At 68.0% G+C, this 18388-nt stretch carries 18 protein-coding genes; 8 read left to right on the top strand and 10 right to left on the bottom strand.

The annotated features are described in order from the left end of the window. The coding region (gene ilvD, locus QSJ95_RS21955) for a dihydroxy-acid dehydratase (RefSeq protein WP_285645295.1) at positions 1-1250 on the top strand (1250 nt) is incomplete at its 5' end. Positions 1251-1358: 108 nt separating this feature from the next. On the opposite strand, the gene QSJ95_RS21950 is transcribed toward ilvD, so the two are convergent. Continuing rightward, on the bottom strand, positions 1359-1835 hold the full coding sequence (locus QSJ95_RS21950) for a pilin (protein WP_081884576.1): 477 nt from the start codon (positions 1833-1835) through the stop codon (positions 1359-1361). A gap of 322 nt (positions 1836-2157) precedes the next feature. Between QSJ95_RS21950 and QSJ95_RS21945 the strand changes: the two genes are divergently transcribed. Beyond that, the gene (locus QSJ95_RS21945; RefSeq protein ID WP_009613911.1) at positions 2158-3546 is read left to right on the top strand and encodes a nucleobase:cation symporter-2 family protein; all 1389 of its coding nucleotides are present in this window, start codon (positions 2158-2160) and stop codon (positions 3544-3546) included. A 49-nt stretch (positions 3547-3595) separates the two neighbouring features. Continuing rightward, on the top strand, positions 3596-4063 hold the full coding sequence (locus tag QSJ95_RS21940; RefSeq protein ID WP_152989164.1) for a metallophosphoesterase family protein: 468 nt from the start codon (positions 3596-3598) through the stop codon (positions 4061-4063). A gap of 34 nt (positions 4064-4097) precedes the next feature. Here the strand turns inward: QSJ95_RS21940 and QSJ95_RS21935 are convergent, their stop codons facing one another. Next, positions 4098-5471, bottom strand: coding sequence for a GTPase/DUF3482 domain-containing protein (locus QSJ95_RS21935; protein ID WP_058070828.1), 1374 nt, complete (start codon positions 5469-5471; stop codon positions 4098-4100). Beyond that, positions 5464-6855 carry a DUF2868 domain-containing protein gene (locus QSJ95_RS21930; RefSeq protein ID WP_285645289.1) on the bottom strand — a complete coding sequence of 464 codons (1392 nt, stop codon included), beginning with the start codon at positions 6853-6855 and terminating at the stop codon, positions 5464-5466. The genes QSJ95_RS21935 and QSJ95_RS21930 overlap by 8 nt, the downstream gene beginning before the upstream one ends. A 184-nt stretch (positions 6856-7039) precedes the next feature. On the opposite strand from QSJ95_RS21930, the gene QSJ95_RS21925 reads away from it, so the two are divergent. The 3 genes from QSJ95_RS21925 to QSJ95_RS21915 are packed head-to-tail and all read left to right on the top strand — an operon-like array spanning position 7040 to position 9658. Next, a complete protein-coding gene (locus tag QSJ95_RS21925) occupies positions 7040-8059 on the top strand; it encodes a hypothetical protein (protein WP_285645288.1) in 1020 nt (339 codons plus the stop codon). Then, the gene (locus tag QSJ95_RS21920) at positions 8056-9117 is read left to right on the top strand and encodes a hypothetical protein (RefSeq protein WP_285645287.1); all 1062 of its coding nucleotides are present in this window, start codon (positions 8056-8058) and stop codon (positions 9115-9117) included. The genes QSJ95_RS21925 and QSJ95_RS21920 overlap by 4 nt, the downstream gene beginning before the upstream one ends. Before the next feature lie 19 nt (positions 9118-9136). Then, positions 9137-9658 (top strand): dihydrofolate reductase, encoded by a 522-nt coding sequence (locus QSJ95_RS21915; RefSeq protein ID WP_285645286.1) that lies wholly within the window; start codon positions 9137-9139, stop codon positions 9656-9658. A gap of 191 nt (positions 9659-9849) precedes the next feature. On the opposite strand, the gene lgt is transcribed toward QSJ95_RS21915, so the two are convergent. Further along, positions 9850-10683, bottom strand: a complete 834-nt coding sequence (lgt, locus tag QSJ95_RS21910) for a prolipoprotein diacylglyceryl transferase (protein ID WP_285645283.1) — start codon at positions 10681-10683, stop codon at positions 9850-9852. Between the two features lie 9 nt (positions 10684-10692). Beyond that, on the bottom strand, positions 10693-11481 hold the full coding sequence (locus QSJ95_RS21905) for a sulfite exporter TauE/SafE family protein (RefSeq protein WP_043268279.1): 789 nt from the start codon (positions 11479-11481) through the stop codon (positions 10693-10695). Between the two features lie 193 nt (positions 11482-11674). On the opposite strand from QSJ95_RS21905, the gene QSJ95_RS21900 reads away from it, so the two are divergent. Then, a complete protein-coding gene (locus QSJ95_RS21900; protein WP_285645280.1) occupies positions 11675-12427 on the top strand; it encodes an NRDE family protein in 753 nt (250 codons plus the stop codon). A 284-nt stretch (positions 12428-12711) separates the two neighbouring features. Here QSJ95_RS21900 and QSJ95_RS21895 read toward each other — a convergent pair whose 3' ends face one another. The 3 genes from QSJ95_RS21895 to QSJ95_RS21885 form a co-directional block, all read right to left on the bottom strand. After that, positions 12712-13734, bottom strand: coding sequence for a sensor domain-containing diguanylate cyclase (locus QSJ95_RS21895; RefSeq protein WP_285645278.1), 1023 nt, complete (start codon positions 13732-13734; stop codon positions 12712-12714). 74 nt (positions 13735-13808) lie between these two features. Continuing rightward, complete coding sequence (gene ptsP, locus QSJ95_RS21890) at positions 13809-16088, bottom strand: phosphoenolpyruvate--protein phosphotransferase (RefSeq protein ID WP_009613924.1); 2280 nt, start codon at positions 16086-16088, stop codon at positions 13809-13811. 21 nt (positions 16089-16109) lie between these two features. After that, on the bottom strand, positions 16110-16589 hold the full coding sequence (locus QSJ95_RS21885; protein WP_009613927.1) for an RNA pyrophosphohydrolase: 480 nt from the start codon (positions 16587-16589) through the stop codon (positions 16110-16112). Positions 16590-16734: 145 nt separating this feature from the next. Between QSJ95_RS21885 and QSJ95_RS21880 the strand changes: the two genes are divergently transcribed. Continuing rightward, positions 16735-17394 (top strand): histidinol-phosphatase, encoded by a 660-nt coding sequence (locus QSJ95_RS21880; protein WP_285645275.1) that lies wholly within the window; start codon positions 16735-16737, stop codon positions 17392-17394. A gap of 6 nt (positions 17395-17400) precedes the next feature. Here QSJ95_RS21880 and QSJ95_RS21875 read toward each other — a convergent pair whose 3' ends face one another. Beyond that, the gene (locus tag QSJ95_RS21875; protein ID WP_285645273.1) at positions 17401-17868 is read right to left on the bottom strand and encodes a DUF2269 family protein; all 468 of its coding nucleotides are present in this window, start codon (positions 17866-17868) and stop codon (positions 17401-17403) included. Positions 17869-17890: 22 nt separating this feature from the next. Beyond that, on the bottom strand, positions 17891-18358 hold the full coding sequence (locus QSJ95_RS21870; protein ID WP_285645271.1) for a DUF2269 domain-containing protein: 468 nt from the start codon (positions 18356-18358) through the stop codon (positions 17891-17893). Positions 18359-18388 lie beyond the last annotated feature (30 nt).

Here is an 18388-nt window from a genome sequence, read left to right as displayed (position 1 = left end):
TCACCGCCAACTCGATGAACTGCCTGACCGAGGCCCTGGGCCTGTCGCTGCCGGGCAACGGCTCGACCCTGGCCACCCACGCCGACCGCGAGCAGCTGTTCCTGCGCGCCGGGCGCCTGGCCGTGGAACTGTGCCAGCGCTACTACGGCGAGGGCGACGAGTCCGTGCTGCCGCGCAACGTCGCCAGCTTCAAGGCCTTCGAGAACGCCATGACCCTGGACATCGCCATGGGCGGCTCGACCAACACCATCCTGCACCTGCTGGCCGCAGCGCAGGAGGCGGAGATCGCCTTCGACCTGCGCGACATCGATCGCCTGTCGCGCAAGGTGCCGCAGCTGTGCAAGGTGGCGCCGAACATCCAGAAGTACCACATGGAAGACGTGCACCGCGCCGGCGGCATCTTCTCCATCCTCGGCGAGCTGGCCCGCGGCGGCCTGCTGCACACCGACGTACCGACTGTGCACAGCCCGAGCATGGCCGACGCCATCGCCCAGTGGGACATCACCCAGACCCGCGACGAAGCCGTCCACACCTTCTTCAAGGCGGGCCCCGCCGGCATCCCCACGCAAACCGCATTCAGCCAGAACACCCGCTGGCCGAGCCTGGACGACGACCGCGCCGAAGGCTGCATCCGCAGCGTCGAGCACGCCTACTCCGCCGAAGGCGGCCTGGCCGTGCTGTACGGCAATATCGCCCTCGACGGCTGCGTGGTGAAGACCGCCGGCGTGGACGAGTCGATCCACGTGTTCGAAGGCAGCGCGAAGATCTTCGAAAGCCAGGACGCCGCGGTGAAGGGCATCCTCGCCGACGAGGTGAAGCCGGGCGACATCGTGATCATCCGCTACGAAGGCCCGAAAGGCGGCCCGGGCATGCAGGAAATGCTCTACCCCACCAGCTACCTGAAGTCCAAGGGCCTGGGCAAGCAATGCGCCCTGCTCACCGATGGCCGCTTCTCCGGCGGCACCTCGGGCCTGTCCATCGGCCACGCCTCACCGGAGGCCGCCGCAGGCGGCGCCATCGGCCTGGTCAAGGATGGCGACAAGGTGCTGATCGACATCCCCAACCGCAGCATCAACCTGCTGGTCAGCGACGAAGAACTGGCCGCCCGCCGCATCGAGCAGGACAAGAAGGGCTGGAAGCCGGCGCAGCCCCGCGCCCGTCGCGTCAGTACTGCGCTGAAGGCTTATGCGTTGCTGGCTACCAGTGCTGACAAGGGGGCGGTGCGGAACAAGGCATTGTTGGACGGCTGATACTCCGAACAATTAAAAAGCCCGGGGTGCTCCCGGGCTTTTTAATTGGCGGAAGATAAGATATCCAACCAAACTTTACTTCTACGTTACCTATTGAAATCCCATTAGTTAGGGATTACCACCACCGCCAGCCTGCTCGGCGGCAGCGCAACCCTTGGGAACAAAAGCCGAAGGCATATCCGAGTTTGTTTCACACTTAAATCCACCCGCAGCTGAAATAGTTCCATCAGCCGCATACGTAGTCTTAACATATTTCAAATCTATATATGCATTAGTTCCAAGTCTCTTGGCATCACGAAGAGTACATTTTATTCCAGCCTCGCCCACATCAATAGCCGAGCAGTTAGGCGTTTCATTGCCGGGAAGACCGACGCTGGCTATAGTGGGAATACGATCTGCTATGATATCTAACTCAAAAGGCGCCTTATGCGTAGCCATTTCCGCAAGACCGGCAGCAGCTTTAGCAGTTGCGGTGTAGTCCTGATAAGCCGGAAGGGCAATTGCTGACAAGATACCGATAATTGCAACAGCAATCATCAGTTCGATCAGGGTAAAACCCTTTTGCAGGGTGCGATATCGTCTCATATTCCTTCTCCATGAGTTATTAATTCTTTACCCGCAAAGTTCTGACCAAAACCAGCGGACAAATGAATTAGATCTTCCATGAACAAGACAAATATGTAGTCCCACTCCCTCAGGCGTGACTGAATTTTCCCCAACATCCAAACACGCTTGACAGCACTCAAAACCGCCCAACAAAAGATGACAAATAATGGCAGATAATGCCGTTACCACCGACACTTCCTGACAGTTAGTGTCACCTCCAAAAGAAAAATCCCTGCCCTATGGCACTGTCCGATCCCGCCCCCAGCCCGTAAAATCCCGCTCTTTTTCCCGGACTGCCGCCATGAGCTCCCTCGAGAACCCCGTCACCGCCGACAAGGCCCAGCGCGACCTGGTCTACGGCCTGGAAGACCGTCCCGCCCTGCCCGTCGCGCTGCTCGCCGCGCTGCAGCACCTGCTGGCGATCATCGTGCCGATCGTCACCCCCGGCCTGCTGATCTGCCAGGCGCTGGGCGTTTCCGCCCGCGACACCAACCTGATCGTGTCCATGTCGCTGGTCATCTCCGGTATCGCCACCTTCGTCCAGTGCAAGCGCTTCGGGCCGTTCGGCGCCGGGCTGCTGATCGTCCAGGGCACCAGCTTCAACTTCGTCGGCCCGCTGATCGCCGGCGGGGCGCTGATGGTCAAGCAGGGCACGCCGGTGGAGCAGGTGATGGCGGCCATCTTCGGCGTGGTCATGGCCGGCTCCTTCGTGGAGATGGGCGTGTCGCGCATCCTGCCGTTCGTGAAGCGGCTGATCACCCCGCTGGTGACCGGCATCGTGGTGCTGATGATCGGCCTCACCCTGATCAAGGTCGGCCTGATCAGCATGGGCGGCGGCTTCAGCGCCATGGGCAACGGCACCTTCGCCAACGGCGAGAACCTGCTGCTGTCCGGCACCGTGCTGGCGATCATCGTGGTGCTCAACCGCATCCCGGTGGTGTGGATGCGCAGCGGCGCCATCGTCATCGCCCTGGCCGTGGGCTACGCGCTGGCCGGCTACCTGGGCCGCCTGGACTTCAGCGGCATGCACCAGGCCGCGCTGTTCCAGGTGCCGACGCCGCTGCACTTCGGCCTGAGCTTCTCCTGGGCGCTGTTCATCCCCATGCTGGTGATCTACCTGGTCACCTCGCTGGAGGCCATCGGCGACGTCACCGCCACCAGCCAGGTGTCGAAGCAGCCGGTGGAAGGCCCGCTGTGGATGCAGCGGATCAAGGGCGGGGTGCTGGTGAATGGCGCCAACTCGCTGCTGGCGGGCATCTTCAACACCTTCCCCAGCTCGGTGTTCGCGCAGAACAACGGGGTGATCCAGCTGACCGGCGTGGCCAGCCGCCACATCGGCCTGTGGATCGCCGCGATGCTGGTGGTGCTGGGCCTGTTCCCCAGCGTCGCCGGGGTGATCCAGGCGGTGCCCGAGCCGGTGCTCGGCGGCGCGGCCATGGTGATGTTCGGCGCGGTGGCCGCCTCGGGCATCAACATCCTCGCCGGCACCCACCTCGACCGCCGCGCCCTGCTGATCATCGCGGTCAGCCTGGCCCTCGGCCTGGGCGTGTCGCAGGTGCCGGAGTTCCTCGCGCACATGCCGGCGGCGCTGCGTAACGTGCTGGAATCCGGCGTCGCCACCGGCGGCATCTGCGCCCTGCTGCTGAACTGGTTCCTGCCGGAAACACCGGCGGCCAGGGCCCAACACTGAGCCAGCCGCGACGCCACCCTCGGGTGGCGTCGTCGTTTATGCTGGATGCATGAGCACTTCCCTGCGCGTCGGCGTGATCGCCGACACCCACAACCTGCTGCGTCCCGAAGCCCTGGAAGCCCTGCGCGGCTGCCAGCGCCTGCTGCACCTGGGCGACATCGGCAAGCCGGCGATCCTCGATGCGCTGCGCCAACTGGCGCCGCTGGACGTGGTGCGCGGCAACAACGACACCGAAGCCTGGGCCGAAGCCATTCCCGAAACCCTGGGCCTGGAACTGGGCGGGCTGCGCCTGTACCTGATCCACGACCTCAAGCAACTGGCCATCGATCCACGGGCCGAAGGCTTCGACGTGGTGCTGGCCGGGCATTCGCACAAGCCGCTAGAGGAAGTGCGCGACGGGGTGCTCTACCTCAACCCCGGCAGCGCCGGGCCGCGGCGCTTCAAGCTGCCGATCTCGCTGGCGATCCTGAGCATCGCGGACGGCCAGGCGTCGGTGGAAATGATCGAGCTCGGCTGAACGTAGGGCGTATAACCGTTCGCGGTTATCCGCCCTACGGTTCCAATAGCTGCTGAGCCAGGGCGTCGATCTGCTCCTGGCGTTCGCTCTTGTCCACCCGCTTGCGGCCATTCAAGGTCGACCACTCCGGATGCGCCCGCGCCTTGCGCAGCGCCTCGGGCAGCTTGCCCTCTCGCCATTGCTTGTCTTCCGGCGAATCGACGCGGATGGCTTCCATGGCCGCATGGCCCCGCGTCTGCAATGCCGCCAGCAGCTGGCGCTGGCGCAGGGCGAGCAGGCGCAACACGCTGTCGTCCACCGAAAGTTCGCGCTGGCCCTTGAGCTTGCCGAGCAGGCGCTGGCCGTAATGGCCGACGGTCTGCCAGGCGCCGCCGGCCAGGGCGCCGAGGGCGGTGGCGGCGCCCAGGGTCAGGCCGCCCACCAGCAGGTCGATGCCCGCGCCAGCCGCGGCGCCGGCAGCTACTCCACCGCCCAGGCGCACACCGAGCTGACGCAGTGTCTCGGGGTTGAACAGGTCGTCGCCCCAGCGGCCGTCCAGCAACGGCAGGTCGGCGGCGCGGGCATCGTCCTTGCGGAAGGCGTAGAGGCGCAGCAGGGCCTGTACGCAGGCTTCCTCGCGCTTGCGCACGCGGTCGCGCAACACTTCGGTGGCCAGGCGGATGGCCTCGGCATCGCCCGGCACCAGGTCGCGGCAGGCGGCAACGTCCACCAGCAGTTCGGCGATCAGCTTGGCGCCGGCTTCGCGGCGCGCCACGGCCTGGGCCTCGTGGTCCCGGATCAGCCGTTCCAGCTGCGGGCGCGACTTCTCCAGCAGCAGCGCCAGGCTTTCGTAGAGCCGGCGTTCGCCGTCCAGCGGCGGCGCCACGCTGTCGAAGCGCACCAGCGCGTGCAGACCCAGGCGCGACAGGGCCTCGCGCCATTGCTCCTCGCGGTGGTTGGCGCTGGCGACGAAGTTCAGCACCGGCAGCAGCGGCCGCGCACAGCCGGCGAGCACCGCCAGTTCGTCGCGGTACTTGGCCAGCACCGGTTCGCGGGCGTCGATCACGTAGAGCCCGGCGTCGGACGCCTGCAACTGGCGCAGCACCTTGGCTTCCTGCTCGAAGCGGCCGCGCGCCTCGCTGCCGTCGAGGAAGCGACGCAGCTTCTCCGGGCCGTCGAGGCGCTCGCCGGGGCGTTCCAGGGCGTCGAGGAAGTCGCGCAGGGCGATGGCGTCCTCCAGGCCCGGCGTGTCGTACAGCTCCAGCAGCGACTCGCCGTCCACCGACAGCCGTGCACCCTCGACGTGGCGGGTGGTGCTGGGGCGGTGCGAGACCTCGCCGAAGCCGACGTCGCGGGTCAGGGTGCGCAGCAGCGAGGTCTTGCCGACGTTGGTATGGCCGACCACGGCCAGCCTGAGGGGCTCAGTCATGTCCGCTCTCCAGCCATGCCAGGGGCGATGCGCCGCTGTGCGCCAGGTTCAGCTTGTCGATGGCGGCATGCCAGTCGGCCAGGCGGTCGCTGTCCAGGCCGCTGCCCGCCGGCGGCTGCAGCAGCCAGACGCGGGTGGCGCCGGCGCAGCGCGACAGCTCGGCGATCAGCGCCAGGGTGCCGCGGTCCGGCGAACGTCGCGGGTCGCAGGCGATGGCCAGGCGCGCCGGCGGGTAGCGGGTCAGCTGTTCCAGCAGACGGCGGCGTTGCGCGCCATCGTCCAGCACGCCGGCATCGGCCACGCCGGCCGGCAGCTTCGGCGGCCACGGCTGGCTGTCGTCCAGTTCGATGGCCACCAGCAGGGCGCCGTCCGCGCTGGCGGCGGGGTTCTGCGCCTGGGGTTCGACCAGGCTGGCCGGCGCGGCATCGTTGACGCCCAGGCGCTCGCTGCTGGGCAGCAGGCGTTCGCGCAGCAGGCTGTAGCCGGGCAGCGAGAGGTCCAGGCGCAACGCCGCGCGGCCACGGCGCCAGCGCCACCGGCAGAAGGCCCAGAGCAGCAGGCGCGGCAGCAGACCGTAAACCGCCAGGATGCCCACCAGCCAGCCGGCCCAGGCGTGGCGCGCCGCCTCGCTGGCCACCAGGGCGTCGCCGCTGGCGCGCACCAGGTCGCTGTCCGGCAGCGGGAAGCCCAGCAACGAAGGCAGCGCGCCGAGCCCCTGGGTGAGGAAAACGAAGGTGTCGCCGCCGAGGATGGTGGTTTCCCAGACGAAGCCGTAGCGCCGCGTCGAGAGCAACGCCAGCACCACCACCATGGCCGCGCCCAGGGCCAGCAGCCACAGGCCGTGGACCAGCATGCCCAGCGCCCAGCGCGTCAGACGCTGGCGGCCGAGCAGCACCAGCAGCGCCGGCGCCAGTTGCGCGGCGCGGGCATCGCGCGCCAGCTTGCCGCTCAGCCACAACCACAGGCGGCCCAGCGCGCCGGCCGCCTCGCCGCCGCCAAGGGCGAAGCCCGCGGCCCAGCCGAGCAGCATCAGCAGGTCCAGGCCGAGCAGGCTGGCCAGGGCCCAGAACACGTTGACCGGGCGCTGGCCGTCGCCGAGGGCGGCCAGCGCCAGGCCGGCGCCGCTGAGCAGGGCGAGGAAGATCAGCAGGTAGAAGGCCAGTTGCGCGCCCTGTTTCCACAGGCGCAAGGCGCTGTCCAGCTCGTCGCGGCCGGCCAGCCACAGGGCGCGGTTCTCGATGCGCCGGGGCAGTTCGCCGCCGGCGGCGATGGCGCGGCGGTTGGCCTCGGCGTCCTCCAGCGGGCCGGCCTGCTCCTCGCGCAGGCGCACGGCTTCGCACAGCCACAGTCGGTCGAAGGCGGAAGGTGGGGCGCTATCGCTCACAGTGTCTCCGGCACGGGTTCCTGGGGCGCAAGCATAACCGCTGCGCCGCGCCGCGTCCGCCCGCCAGCTCTCCGGGGTAACGGTAACACCGGCGCCCGCCGACCGAACCAAGGAAGGGCTTACCCGGCGCGCCCAGGGGTATAGGGTGCCAAAGCCAACCAGAACAACAACAACGAGGCCCGCCATGCCGCGCGTCCTGCCCTGCGCCCTGCTCCTGCTGGCCGCCGCCCACGCGGCGGCTGTGGAAACGCCCCCGGTGCGCCCCTCCGACTGGGGCCCGGACACCCCGCTGATGCAGGCGGTGCCGCCGCGCCAGCTGGACGACAAGGTCGGCCAGCGCGCCTCCGACAGCGACGAGTCGAAGCTGTGGATAAGCCATACCGACTTCCGCCTGCACGACGACATCGGCTTCTTCATCCGCCGCATGCTGATCCGCATGAGCTCCAACGGCCCCAAGGGCACGCCGCTGATGCTCGACGACCCGCGGGCCATGGTCGCGCGCATCCAGGCCGGCGACATCTTCGTCGCCGACGCCACTCTCGCCACCCTGCTCAACGCCGAACTGCGCAGCGCCGACGCGCCGGTGCGCAACCTGGTCCTGGCCACCCGCAAGGACGGCCAGGAAGTGCGCGGCGAGTTGCTGCGCAAGGGCCGCTGGCGGCCGCTGCGGATGCTCACCGGCATCGAGCAGGCCGGCCCGCTGAAGGTGGCGCTGGTGCCGCAACGCATCTTCGTCGACGGCGTGGACGTCACCCCTTCGCTGAGCGCCGCCTCCATCGAAATGTCAGAGGTGCTGCAACTGCACACCGCGCACATGCAACTGGTCGGCAACCGCATCCTGGTCGACCTCGACGGCCTGTTCCCGCCGCCGCGCCTGGAGTTCGCCGTACGCAGCCTGAAGCTGGCCGACGGCGGCATGGACCTGCTGCTGGGCGACGACCTGGCCAGCCTGCAATGGCCGCAGTTGCAGGCGCCGGAGAGCTACATGTTCATCCAGGGCGGCGACATCAAGATGGCCCGCACCATCCTGGTCAAGGCCTACGCCCTGTTCACCAGCCTCAGCCCCGGGCAGCCGCTGCTGTTCAACCTCTACGACTACCGCCGCCAGTTGCAATACGGCGAGATCCGCCTGCGCCAGGACGGCATGGTGCACATCGCGGTGTCGCCGGTGAAGGCGCCGGCCCCGCAGGAGAAAGCCCTATGAAGCGCCTGCTGCCCCTGCTCCTCGCCCTGTCCCTGTTCGCCCAGGCGCAGAGCGCCATCGACCGCCAGCAGCAGGAACTGCAGCTGCTGCGCCAGGGCTGGTTCCAGCAGACGCCGCCGGACGCCGGGCACGCCGCCAGCCGCCCGGGCGGCGTGCGCGATTCCGGCCAGGACGGCGTCGGCCTGCTGCTGCACAACGTGGACATGTACTTCGAGGGTGGCATCGGCTTCCACAGCCCGCAGCTCAAGGGCTGGCTGGTGCCGCTCAAGGCCGGCGCGCCGGTGGATTTCGACCGCCCGCAGGACATGCGCATCCAGGTCACCGAGGGCGAGGTGATCCTCGACCCGCAGCAACTGGCCAGCCTGTTCAACGAGCGCATCCTGGCTTATCCACAAAGCATGCTGCGCAATTTCAGCATGAGCATCGACGGCGAGCGCCTGCGCGTCAGCGGCGAAGTACAGCCCCTGGGCATCGGCCCCTGGCTGCCGCTGCGCCTGGCCGGCAGCGTGCGCCTGGAGGGCGACGAGATTCTCTACCAGCCGGACCAGGTCAAGGTCCTCGGCGTGCCGGCCTACGGCGCCATGAGCCTGGTCGGCCTGCACCTGGATTCGCTGGTCGACCTGCAACGCCCCGGCGCCCTGCTGCGCGACAACGCCATGCGCCTGGACTACCACCAGGTGTTCCCGCTGGTGGGCATCGACGGCAAGGTCGACGCCGCCTGGCTCGATGCGCAGGGCCTGCACCTGCGCTTCGCCCGCCCGGCCGGCAGCCCGCCGCCGCGCTTCGAGCCGCCCAGCCTGGCCGGTCCTTCGTACATCTGGCTGCAATCGGGCGACCTGAAGATCTTCGAGATCCTCATCACCTACGCGCAGGTGCTGCTCAAGGCCGAGCAGCCCGGCCAGACGCTGGCGTTCAGCCTCAAGGACTACCGCAAGGTGCTGGCCACCGGCATCACCCAGGTCAACGAGGACGGCACCTTCTTCATGCGCGTGCCGCCCTACGCGAACGACGCGCCGGCCCAGCGGCTGGTATCCTCTGCCACCGATGGATCACCCTGAGCACATGACCGGAGCCACGATGCCCCAAGCCCCTTCCCGCCTGCCGCTGGCGATGATCGCCGCCCTCGCCGAGAACCGCGTGATCGGCATCGACAACCGCCTGCCCTGGCACCTGCCGGCCGACCTCAAGCACTTCAAGGCGCTGACCCTGGGCAAGCCGATCATCATGGGCCGCAAGACCTGGGACTCCCTCGGCCGCCCGCTGCCCGGCCGGCTCAACCTGGTGGTCAGCCGCCAGGCCGGCCTGCAGTTGGAAGGTGCGGAGGTCTTCACCTCGCTGGACGCTGCGCTGCAGCGCGCCGATGCCTGGGCGCGGGAGGAGGAAGCCGAGGAGCTGATGCTGATCGGCGGCGCCCAGCTCTACGCCGAGGCCCTGCCCGTGGCCGAGCGCCTGTACCTGACCCGCGTGGCCCTGAGCCCGGCGGGCGACGCGCACTTCCCCGAGGTGGACGAAAGCCGCTGGCACCTGGCGTCCAGCATCGAGCATGAGGCTACGGCGGAAACACCGGCCTATGCCTTCGAGGTCTGGGACCGCGCTTGAGGGGCTCTTGGCCTGGCAGGATCGACTGTCTTGCCCACTGCACCGAGGTGCTTTCCGTAGGATGGGTTGAGCTTGCGAAACCCATGCGGTCTCGGTGATGGGTATCGCTTCGCTCAACCCATCCTACGGGTGTCGCGTTTGCCGGAGGAGGCAGGCGGGCTTGCTCGCTTCTACGACAAGCCGCCGTCCCGTCAGTTGGTCGCCGGCTTCGCCGCCGCATGGCGGTAGGCCCAGACCATCAGGGCGATGCCGCCGAGGATCATCGGCACGCACAGCAGCTGGCCCATGGTCAGCCAGTCCCAGGCCAGGTAGCCCGGGCCGCCGTTGCCGCCGGCGCCCTGGTCGGCGTCGGGCAGGCGGAAGAACTCGACGAAGAAGCGGAAGCAGCCGTAGCAGAGGATGAACAGGCCCGACACCGAGGCGGTCGGCCGCGGCTTGCGCGAGAACATCCAGAGGATGGCGAACAGCACTATGCCTTCCAGGGCGAACTCGTACAGCTGCGACGGGTGGCGCGGCAGCTGCGCCGGGTCGCTGTAGGGCGGGAAGATCATCGCCCAGGGCACGTCGGTGGGCTTGCCCCACAGCTCGGCGTTGATGAAGTTGCCGATGCGCCCGGCGCCCAGGCCGATCGGCACCAGCGGGGCGATGAAGTCCATCAGCTGGAAGAAGCTCTTGCCGTTGCGCTTGCCGAACCACCAGGTGGCCAGCATCACGCCGATCAGCCCGCCGTGGAACGACATGCCGCCTTCCCAGACCTTGAACAGGTTCAGCGGGCTGGCCAGGTAGAAGTCCAGCTTGTAGAACAGCACGTAGCCCAGGCGCCCGCCGAGCACCACGCCGCAGGCGACCCAGAACACCAGGTCGGAGAGCTTCTCCTTGCTCCAGGTCGCATCGAAGCGGTTCAGCCGGCGCGAGGCCAGCAGCCAGGCGCCGCCGATGCCGATCAGGTACATCAACCCGTACCAGTGGATCTTCAGGGGGCCGAGCGACACCGCGACGGGGTCGATCTGTGGATAGGGCAGCATCGCTTACTCCTAGGGTTTGATCAGGAAACTCATGCCGATGCAGAACATCAGCAGAGCGAACAGGCGCTTGAGCACCTTGGCCGGCAGGCGGTGCGCCAGGCGCGCGCCGATGCGGGCGAAGAACATGCTGGTGACGGCGATGCCCACCAGCGCCGGCAGGTAGACGAAGCCGAAGCTCCACTGCGGCAGCTCGGGCCGGTGCCAGCCGACCACGATGAACGAAATCGCCCCGGCGATGGCGATGGGCAGACCGCAGGCCGAGGATGTAGCCACCGCCTGCTGCATGGAGACGCCGCGCCAGGACAGGAAAGGCACGGTCAGCGAGCCGCCGCCGATGCCGAAGATCGCCGAGGCCCAGCCGATGAAGCCGCCGGCCGCGCCCAACCCGCCCTTGCCCGGCAGGCTGCCGCCGGCCTTGGGTTGCAGGCCCAGGGTCATCTGGATGGAGATGAGCACGGCGAAGACGCCGATGATCTTCTGCAGCACCGCTCCCTTGATGGCCGAGGCGGTCAGCGCGCCCAGGGCGCTGCCGACGACGATGCCCACGGTCATCCACAGGAACACCGGCCAGAGCACCGCGCCGCGGCGATGGTGTTCGAGGATGGAATTGACCGAGGTGAAGACGATGGTAGCCAGCGAGGTGCCCACCGCCATCTGCGTCAGCACCTCGACGGGAAAGCCATGGGCGGTGAAGCTGAACACCAGAACCGGGACGATGATCAGGCCGCCGCCGACGCCGAACAACCCGGCCAGCACGCCTGCGCAGGCCCCCAGCACCAGGTAGAGAAGGAACTCCATGGAGACCTCGGGTGGCAAAAGCGGCATGGTACCGAAAATGCGCCGGCGACGGCAGCCGCCCGCGGTGCAACAGGCCTTTCGGTACCAATATGAAAGAAATTTCATCGTGCGCCGTGCCCGGACGACGGCGGCTATTGAGTTGCCAACGCCAGTTACCTACCCTGCCTGAACCACCACCGCAGGGCCCTGCCCCATGTGCCTGATCGTCCTTGCCTGGCGCCCCGGACACGCCATGCCGCTGATAGTCGCGGCCAACCGCGACGAGTTCTATGCCCGCCCCACCCTGCCGCTGGCGGCGTGGGAGGATGCGCCGGGCGTCTATGCCGGGCGCGATCTGGAGGCCGGGGGTACCTGGATGGGGCTGGGGCCTGGCGGGCGCTTCGCCGCCCTGACCAACGTGCGTGATCCGAGCCAGCCGCTGGGGCCGCGCTCCCGCGGCGAGCTGGTGGCCGGTTTTCTGCGTGGCCGTCAGGCGCCGCTGGATTACCTGGCCGAGGTGCAGCGCCGCGCCGCCGAGTATTCCGGCTTCAACCTGCTGGTCGGCGATGCCCGTCAGCTCTGCTACTTCAACCCCCGCGATGGCGAGCCGCGGGAATTGCCGGCCGGGCTGCACGGGCTGTCCAACGCCTCGCTGGATACGCCCTGGCCCAAGCTGCTGCGTGCCCGCGCCGCGCTGGAGGAACACCTCGACGAAGCCGAGCCCGGGGCGCTGCTGGGGCTGCTCGGCGACCGCGAGCGCCCCGGCGACGAGCGGCTGCCGGAAACCGGCGTCGGCCTGGCCACCGAGCGCCTGCTGTCCAGCGTGTTCATCGCCAGCGCCAACTACGGCACCCGCGCCAGCAGCGTGCTGCGCGTGCATGCCAATGGGCGCCGGGAGTTCATCGAGCGCAGCTTCGGGCCGGAGGGGGCCCATCTGGGCGAGGTGCGTCTGGAGCTCAACGCCTAGGGGAAGGTTGGTTTTGTAGGAGACTCCGTCCGCGATGGCCAACCTACCGCGCCAATCCCATGTAGGAGCGCGCCCTGCGCGCGAAATCGCGGGCAGGGCCCGCTCCTACATCACGTCCGATGCGCACTAGCACACCTCGATGGCATCGCGCAGCCCCGTAGGATGGGTTGAGCGAAGCGATACCCATCACCGCCACCGCATGGGTTTCGCAAGCTCAACCCATCCTACGAAAGGCACCTCGGCGCGGCCGGTAGGGCAATTGCGCCTACACCATGCACCGAGGCCTAGCACACCTCGATGGCATCGCGCAGGCGCTTGGCCCGGTAGAGGGCGTCGTCCAGGCGGCGCAGCAGGTTTTCCAGGGGTTCGGCGCGGCGCATGCCGGCCAGGGCGAAGCTGGCGGTGAGCGGTTGTTCCAGCTCGGCGCAGGCCTCGCGGATGTGCAGGCGCAGGCGCTCGGCCAGGCGGCTGGCGGAGGCCAGCGGGGTGTTCGGCAGCAGCACGATGAATTCCTCGCCGCCCCAGCGGGCGAAGCAGTCTTCCTCACGTAGGGTCCGGCGCACCGCCTGGGTCACCGCTACCAGCACGCGGTCGCCGACCGGGTGGCCGAAGAGGTCATTGATACGCTTGAAGTGGTCGAGGTCGAACATCAGCAGGCTGACCGGCTGGTCGTGGCGCTGCAGGCGCTGCCATTCCTGCTGCAGGCTGCTTTCGAAGCGGAGCCGGTTGTAGATCTGCGTCAGCGGGTCGGTCTCGCTCAGGCGCACCGCCACCGCAGCCTGTTCGGCCAGGGCCAGGTTGGCCTGGCGCAGGGCCTCGGTGCGCTGTTCGACCAGTTGTTCCAGGTTGCGGTTGAGTTCGTGCAGCTCCTCGTTGCGGCGCTTGAGTTCCAGCTCGATCAGCTTGCGCTCGTGGATGTTGTGGTGAGCCCCGATCATCCGCGTGGCACGGCCCTGGTCGTCGAATTCGACGAAGCGGCCATGGTCCCTTATCCACAGGTACTCGCCATTGGCGCAGAGGCAGCGGTACTCCTCGGCGTAGGCCGCCTGCCGGCCGTCCAGATAGGCCTGGAAGCTGCGCATGACACGGGGGAAGTCGTCCGGGTGGATCACCGAGTGCCAGGTGGCGACGTTTTCCGGCAGGCCATCGATGGGGTAGCCGAGCATGCGGTACCAACCGGGGCTGCGCTTGACGTCATTGCTGCGGATGTCCCAGTCCCAGATGCCGTCGCTGACGATCTCCAGGGCATAGCGGAGGGTCTTCTCGATGGCTTCGCGGTCGCCCGCGAGCGCTTGCTGCTCGTCCATAAGCCTTCTCCCGGCACTGCCGGTTGTACAGGGCCCCAGGGACGACTCAGCTCCGGGGAGTGCGGCGCTCCAGGTCAGCCCTGGACGGTCGCCGCGGGGTTGATCACCCGGCCGAGGCCGAGGTTGCGCAATGCCAGGTGCAGGGAACTGTGGATCACCTGCGGGTTGTCGAAAGTCATCAGTTGGCCGAGCAGTTCGCGGGCCTTGCCCAGGGTGATCTGGCGCAACAGCCATTTCACCTTCGGCAGGTTGGTGGCGTTCATCGACAGCGAGTCGAAGCCCATGGCCATCAGCAGCACCGCCGCCGCCGGGTCGCCGGCCATCTCGCCGCAGATGCTCACCGGCTTGCCTTCGAGGTGGGCGTCGTCGACCACCTTCTTCAGCGCCTGCAGCACCGCCGGGTGCAGGTAGTCGTAGAGGTCGGCCACGCGCGGGTTGTTGCGGTCCACCGCCAGCAGGTACTGGGTCAGGTCGTTGGAGCCGACCGAGAGGAAGTCCACCTGGCGCGCCAGTTCGCGGGTCTGGTACACCGCCGCGGGGATCTCCACCATCATGCCGATCGGCGGCATGGGGATGTCCACGCCTTCGTCGCGAATCTCGCCCCAGGCGCGGTGGATCAGGTGCAGCGCTTCTTCCAGCTCGTGGGTGCCGGAGATCATCGGCAGCAGGATGCGCAGGTTGTTCAGGCCCTCGCTGGCCTTTAGCATGGCGCGGGTCTGCACCAGGAAGATTTCCGGGTGGTCGAGGGTGACGCGGATGCCGCGCCAGCCGAGGAAGGGGTTGTCTTCCTTGATCGGGAAGTAGGACAGCGCCTTGTCGCCGCCGATGTCCAGGGTGCGCATGGTCACCGGCAGCGGGTGGAAGGCCGAGAGCTGCTCGCGGTAGATCGCCAGCTGCTCCTTTTCGCTGGGGAAGCGGTCGTTGATCATGAACGGCACTTCCGTGCGGTACAGGCCAACGCCCTCGGCGCCGCGCTCCTGGGCGCGGGCCACGTCGGCCAGCAGGCCGGTGTTGACCCACAGCGGCATGCGGTGGCCGTCGAGGGTCTCGCAGGGCAGCTCGCGCAGCGCGGCCAGGCCCTTGCTCAGTTCCTTTTCTTCGGCGACCACTTCGCCGTACTGCTTGACCAGCTGCGGCGACGGGTTGGTGTAGATCTCGCCGTGGTAGCCGTCGACGATCAGGTCGATGCCGTCGACCTTGGAATACGGCAGGTCGACCGCGCCCATCACCGTGGGGATGCCCATGGCGCGGGCGAGGATGGCCACGTGGGAGTTGCCCGAGCCGAGCACCGAGATCAGCCCCACCAGCTTGCCCTCGGGCACCTCGCCGAGCATCGCCGGGGACAGTTCCTCGCTGACGATGATGGTCTGGTCCGGGTAGGTGAGGGTCTGCTTACGTTCTTCCTGCAGGTAGGCGAGGATGCGCCGGCCGATGTCCTTGACGTCGGAGGCGCGCTCGCGCAGGTAGGCGTCGTCCATCAGTTCGAAGCGCGCGACGTGCTCCATCACCACCTGGCGCAGGGCGCCCTGGGCCCACTGGCCGGAGCGGATGATGCGCTTGACCTCCTGGCCGATGGAAGCGTCGTCGAGCATCATCAGGTAGACGTCGAACAGCGCGCGCTCTTCCTTGCGCAGCTGGGTGGCCAGCTTGCTGGAGAGGTTGCGCATGTCTTCGCGGACGGCTTCCAGGGCCTGCTTGAACAGCTCGACCTCGGCCTCGACGTCGTCGATGGGCTTGTCCGGGACCACTTCCAGGTCGGCCGGCGGCAGCACCACCACGGCCTTGCCCACGGCCACGCCGGGGGCGCCGGGCACGCCGACGAACTTGGCTTCCTGGATGCCCTTGCCGAGCTTGCCCAGGCCGCGGATCGAACCGGTGGCCTCGGCGTGGGCGATGACTCCGGCCAGCTGCGCGCTCATGGTCACCAGGAAGGCTTCCTCGCCTTCGTCGAACTGGCGCTTTTCCTTCTGCTGCACCACCAGTACGCCCATCACCCGGCGGTGGTGGATGATCGGGGCGCCGAGGAAGGAGGCGTAGCGTTCCTCGCCGGTCTCGGCGAAGTAGCGGTAGCGCGGGTGCTCGGAGGCGTTCTCCAGGTTCAGCGGCTCCTCGCGGGTGCCGACCAGGCCCACCAGGCCCTCGTTGGGGGCCATGCTGACCTTGCCGATGGAGCGCTTGTTCAGGCCCTCGGTGGCCATCAGGACGAAGCGGTTGGTCTCGGCGTCGAGCAGATAGACCGAGCACACCTGGGTGCCCATGGCTTCCTTGACCCGCTGCACGATGATGCCCAGCGCCGCCCTCAGGTCCTTGGCGGCGTTCACTTCCTGGACGATCTTGCGCAGCGTGTTGAGCATGCTCAGGGCCTTATCTCCTCTTCAGTCCCGCGCCAGAAGGCGCGGCGCCAGTTCCTTCAGGGCGCGCCGGTAGACCTCGCGCTTGAAGGTCACCACCTGCCCCAGGGGGTACCAGTAACTCACCCAGCGCCAGCCATCGAATTCCGGCTTGCCGGTCACATCCATGCGTACCCGGTTCTCGTCGCCGGTCAGGCGCAGCAGGAACCACTTCTGTTTCTGGCCGATGCACAGCGGCTGGCTGTTGGTGCGCACCAGACGCTGCGGCAGACGATAGCGCAACCAGCCGCGGGTACAGGCGAGAATGCGCACATCCTGCTCCTCCAGGCCGACTTCCTCGTTCAACTCGCGGAACAGCGCCTCTTCAGGAGTTTCCCGGGCGTTGATGCCGCCCTGCGGGAACTGCCAGGCCTCCTGGTTGATACGCCGAGCCCACAGAACCTGACCGGCCTCGTTGGAGAGGATGATGCCGACATTGGGGCGAAAACCATCGGGATCGATCACGGCGGTACATCCTCGAAAACGCGTGTGCCCGCATTGTTCCACAAAGCCTGTGACAGCGGCAACGCGAGGCTTGGCGCGCATGGGCAGGGCCGGCAAAAGCCGTTACTCTAGGCGACTTTTCCGCTTTCGCAATTAATGGTGAACCATGGCGCGTCTGGCCCTTTTCGACCTCGACAACACTCTGCTGGCCGGCGACAGCGACCACAGCTGGGGCGAATGGCTGTGCCGGCGCGGCCTGGTCGACGCCGGCGAATACCAGGCGCGCAACGATGCCTTCTATGCCGACTACCAGGCCGGCACCCTGGACGTGTTCGCCTACCAGGCCTTCACCCAGGCGATCCTCGGCCGCAACAGCCTGGAGCAGCTGGCCACCTGGCATCGCCAGTTCATGCAGGAGGTCATCGAGCCGATCATCCTGCCCCGCGGCGAAGCCCTGCTGGCCGAGCACCGCGCCGCCGGCGACCGCCTGGTGATCATCACCGCCACCAACCGCTTCGTCACCGGCCCCATCGCCGAGCGCCTGGGCGTGGAAACGCTGATCGCCACCGAGTGCGAGATGCGCGACGGCCTCTACACCGGCCGCACCTTCGACGTGCCCTGCTTCCAGGGCGGCAAGGTGACCCGCCTGCAACGCTGGCTGCAGGAAACCGGCATGAGCCTGGACGGCAGCTACTTCTACAGCGACTCGCGCAACGACCTGCCGCTGCTGGAAGTCGTCGCCAACCCGGTCGCCGTCGACCCCGACGAAGTCCTGCGCGCCACCGCCCAGGAGCGCGGCTGGCCGGTGCTCAGCCTGCGCGACTGAGGCGCCTCACAGCGGCTTGTTGACCATCAGCCAGAAGATCGCCAGGAAGGCCAGGAACGCCGGCCAGCCCAGGGCGAACCACCAGCGCATATAGAAGAAGGCCCGCGGCGGCAACGCGGTTCCCGCCACCGCCGCCGCCTCGGCCAGGTCGCGCACGCGAATCTGCAGCCACACCACCGGCAGCCAGCAGAGCCCGGCGAACACGTACAGCCCCAGGCTCCACAGCAGCCAGCCCTGGGCCAGCGGCCAGCCGGCCCAGTACGCCAGGCCCAGGCCGCTGAGCGGCTGGAACACGGCGCTGGTGGCGATGAACAGCCAGTCGGCGCTGACCAGGTGACGGAAGGTCGTGGCGATGACCTGCAGCTGCCCGCTGCGCCAGGCCCGCCAGGCGTAGTAGGCCGAGCCCAGGCCGGTGCCGAACAGCAGGGTGGCGGTCAGGATGTGCAGGGTCTTGAGCAGCAGGTAGGGACTCATCGGCGCTCCATCGCCATCGGATTCACAGCGGCTTGGCCAGCATCAGCGCCAGTATCGCCAGCCAGCTGAGCAGGGCCAGGGCGAAGAACGCCGCGCCGAAGCGCAGCTCGCGCACCACGCGCTCGGCCAGCGGCTCGCCGCTGTCGCGGGCGCTCACCGCCAGGGTGCGGATGCGCCACAGGCGGCTGGTGAACAGCAGCCAGAAGATCGCCACCAGGATCAGCAGGCAGGCGCTGGCCAGCAGCCAGGTCTGCCCCAGCGGGAAGCCGGCGCGGTGGACCATCTGCCAGCCGGTCAGCGGCAGGCTGACGACGCTGCCGGCCACCAGCACCCAGGCCGCCAGGCCGATGCGCAGCAGCGCCTTGGCCAGCACGCCGGCATCCCCGCCGCGCCAGCTGCGCCAGCCGTACCAGGCGAGGCCGGCGATGGCCAGCAGCGGCACGGCCACGGCGACGCCGTGGAGGATCTTGAGGGTCTGGTAGGTTTCCATGCGGGCGGTCCCTGTCGCGATTCGTGGCTG

It is taken from the genome of Pseudomonas sp. NBRC 100443 (genome assembly GCF_030268185.1).
GTDB classification, from domain to species: Bacteria; Pseudomonadota; Gammaproteobacteria; order Pseudomonadales; family Pseudomonadaceae; genus Pseudomonas; species Pseudomonas citronellolis.
Note: the sequence above shows the minus strand (reverse complement) of the source record. Positions and strands in the feature narration are given on the sequence as shown.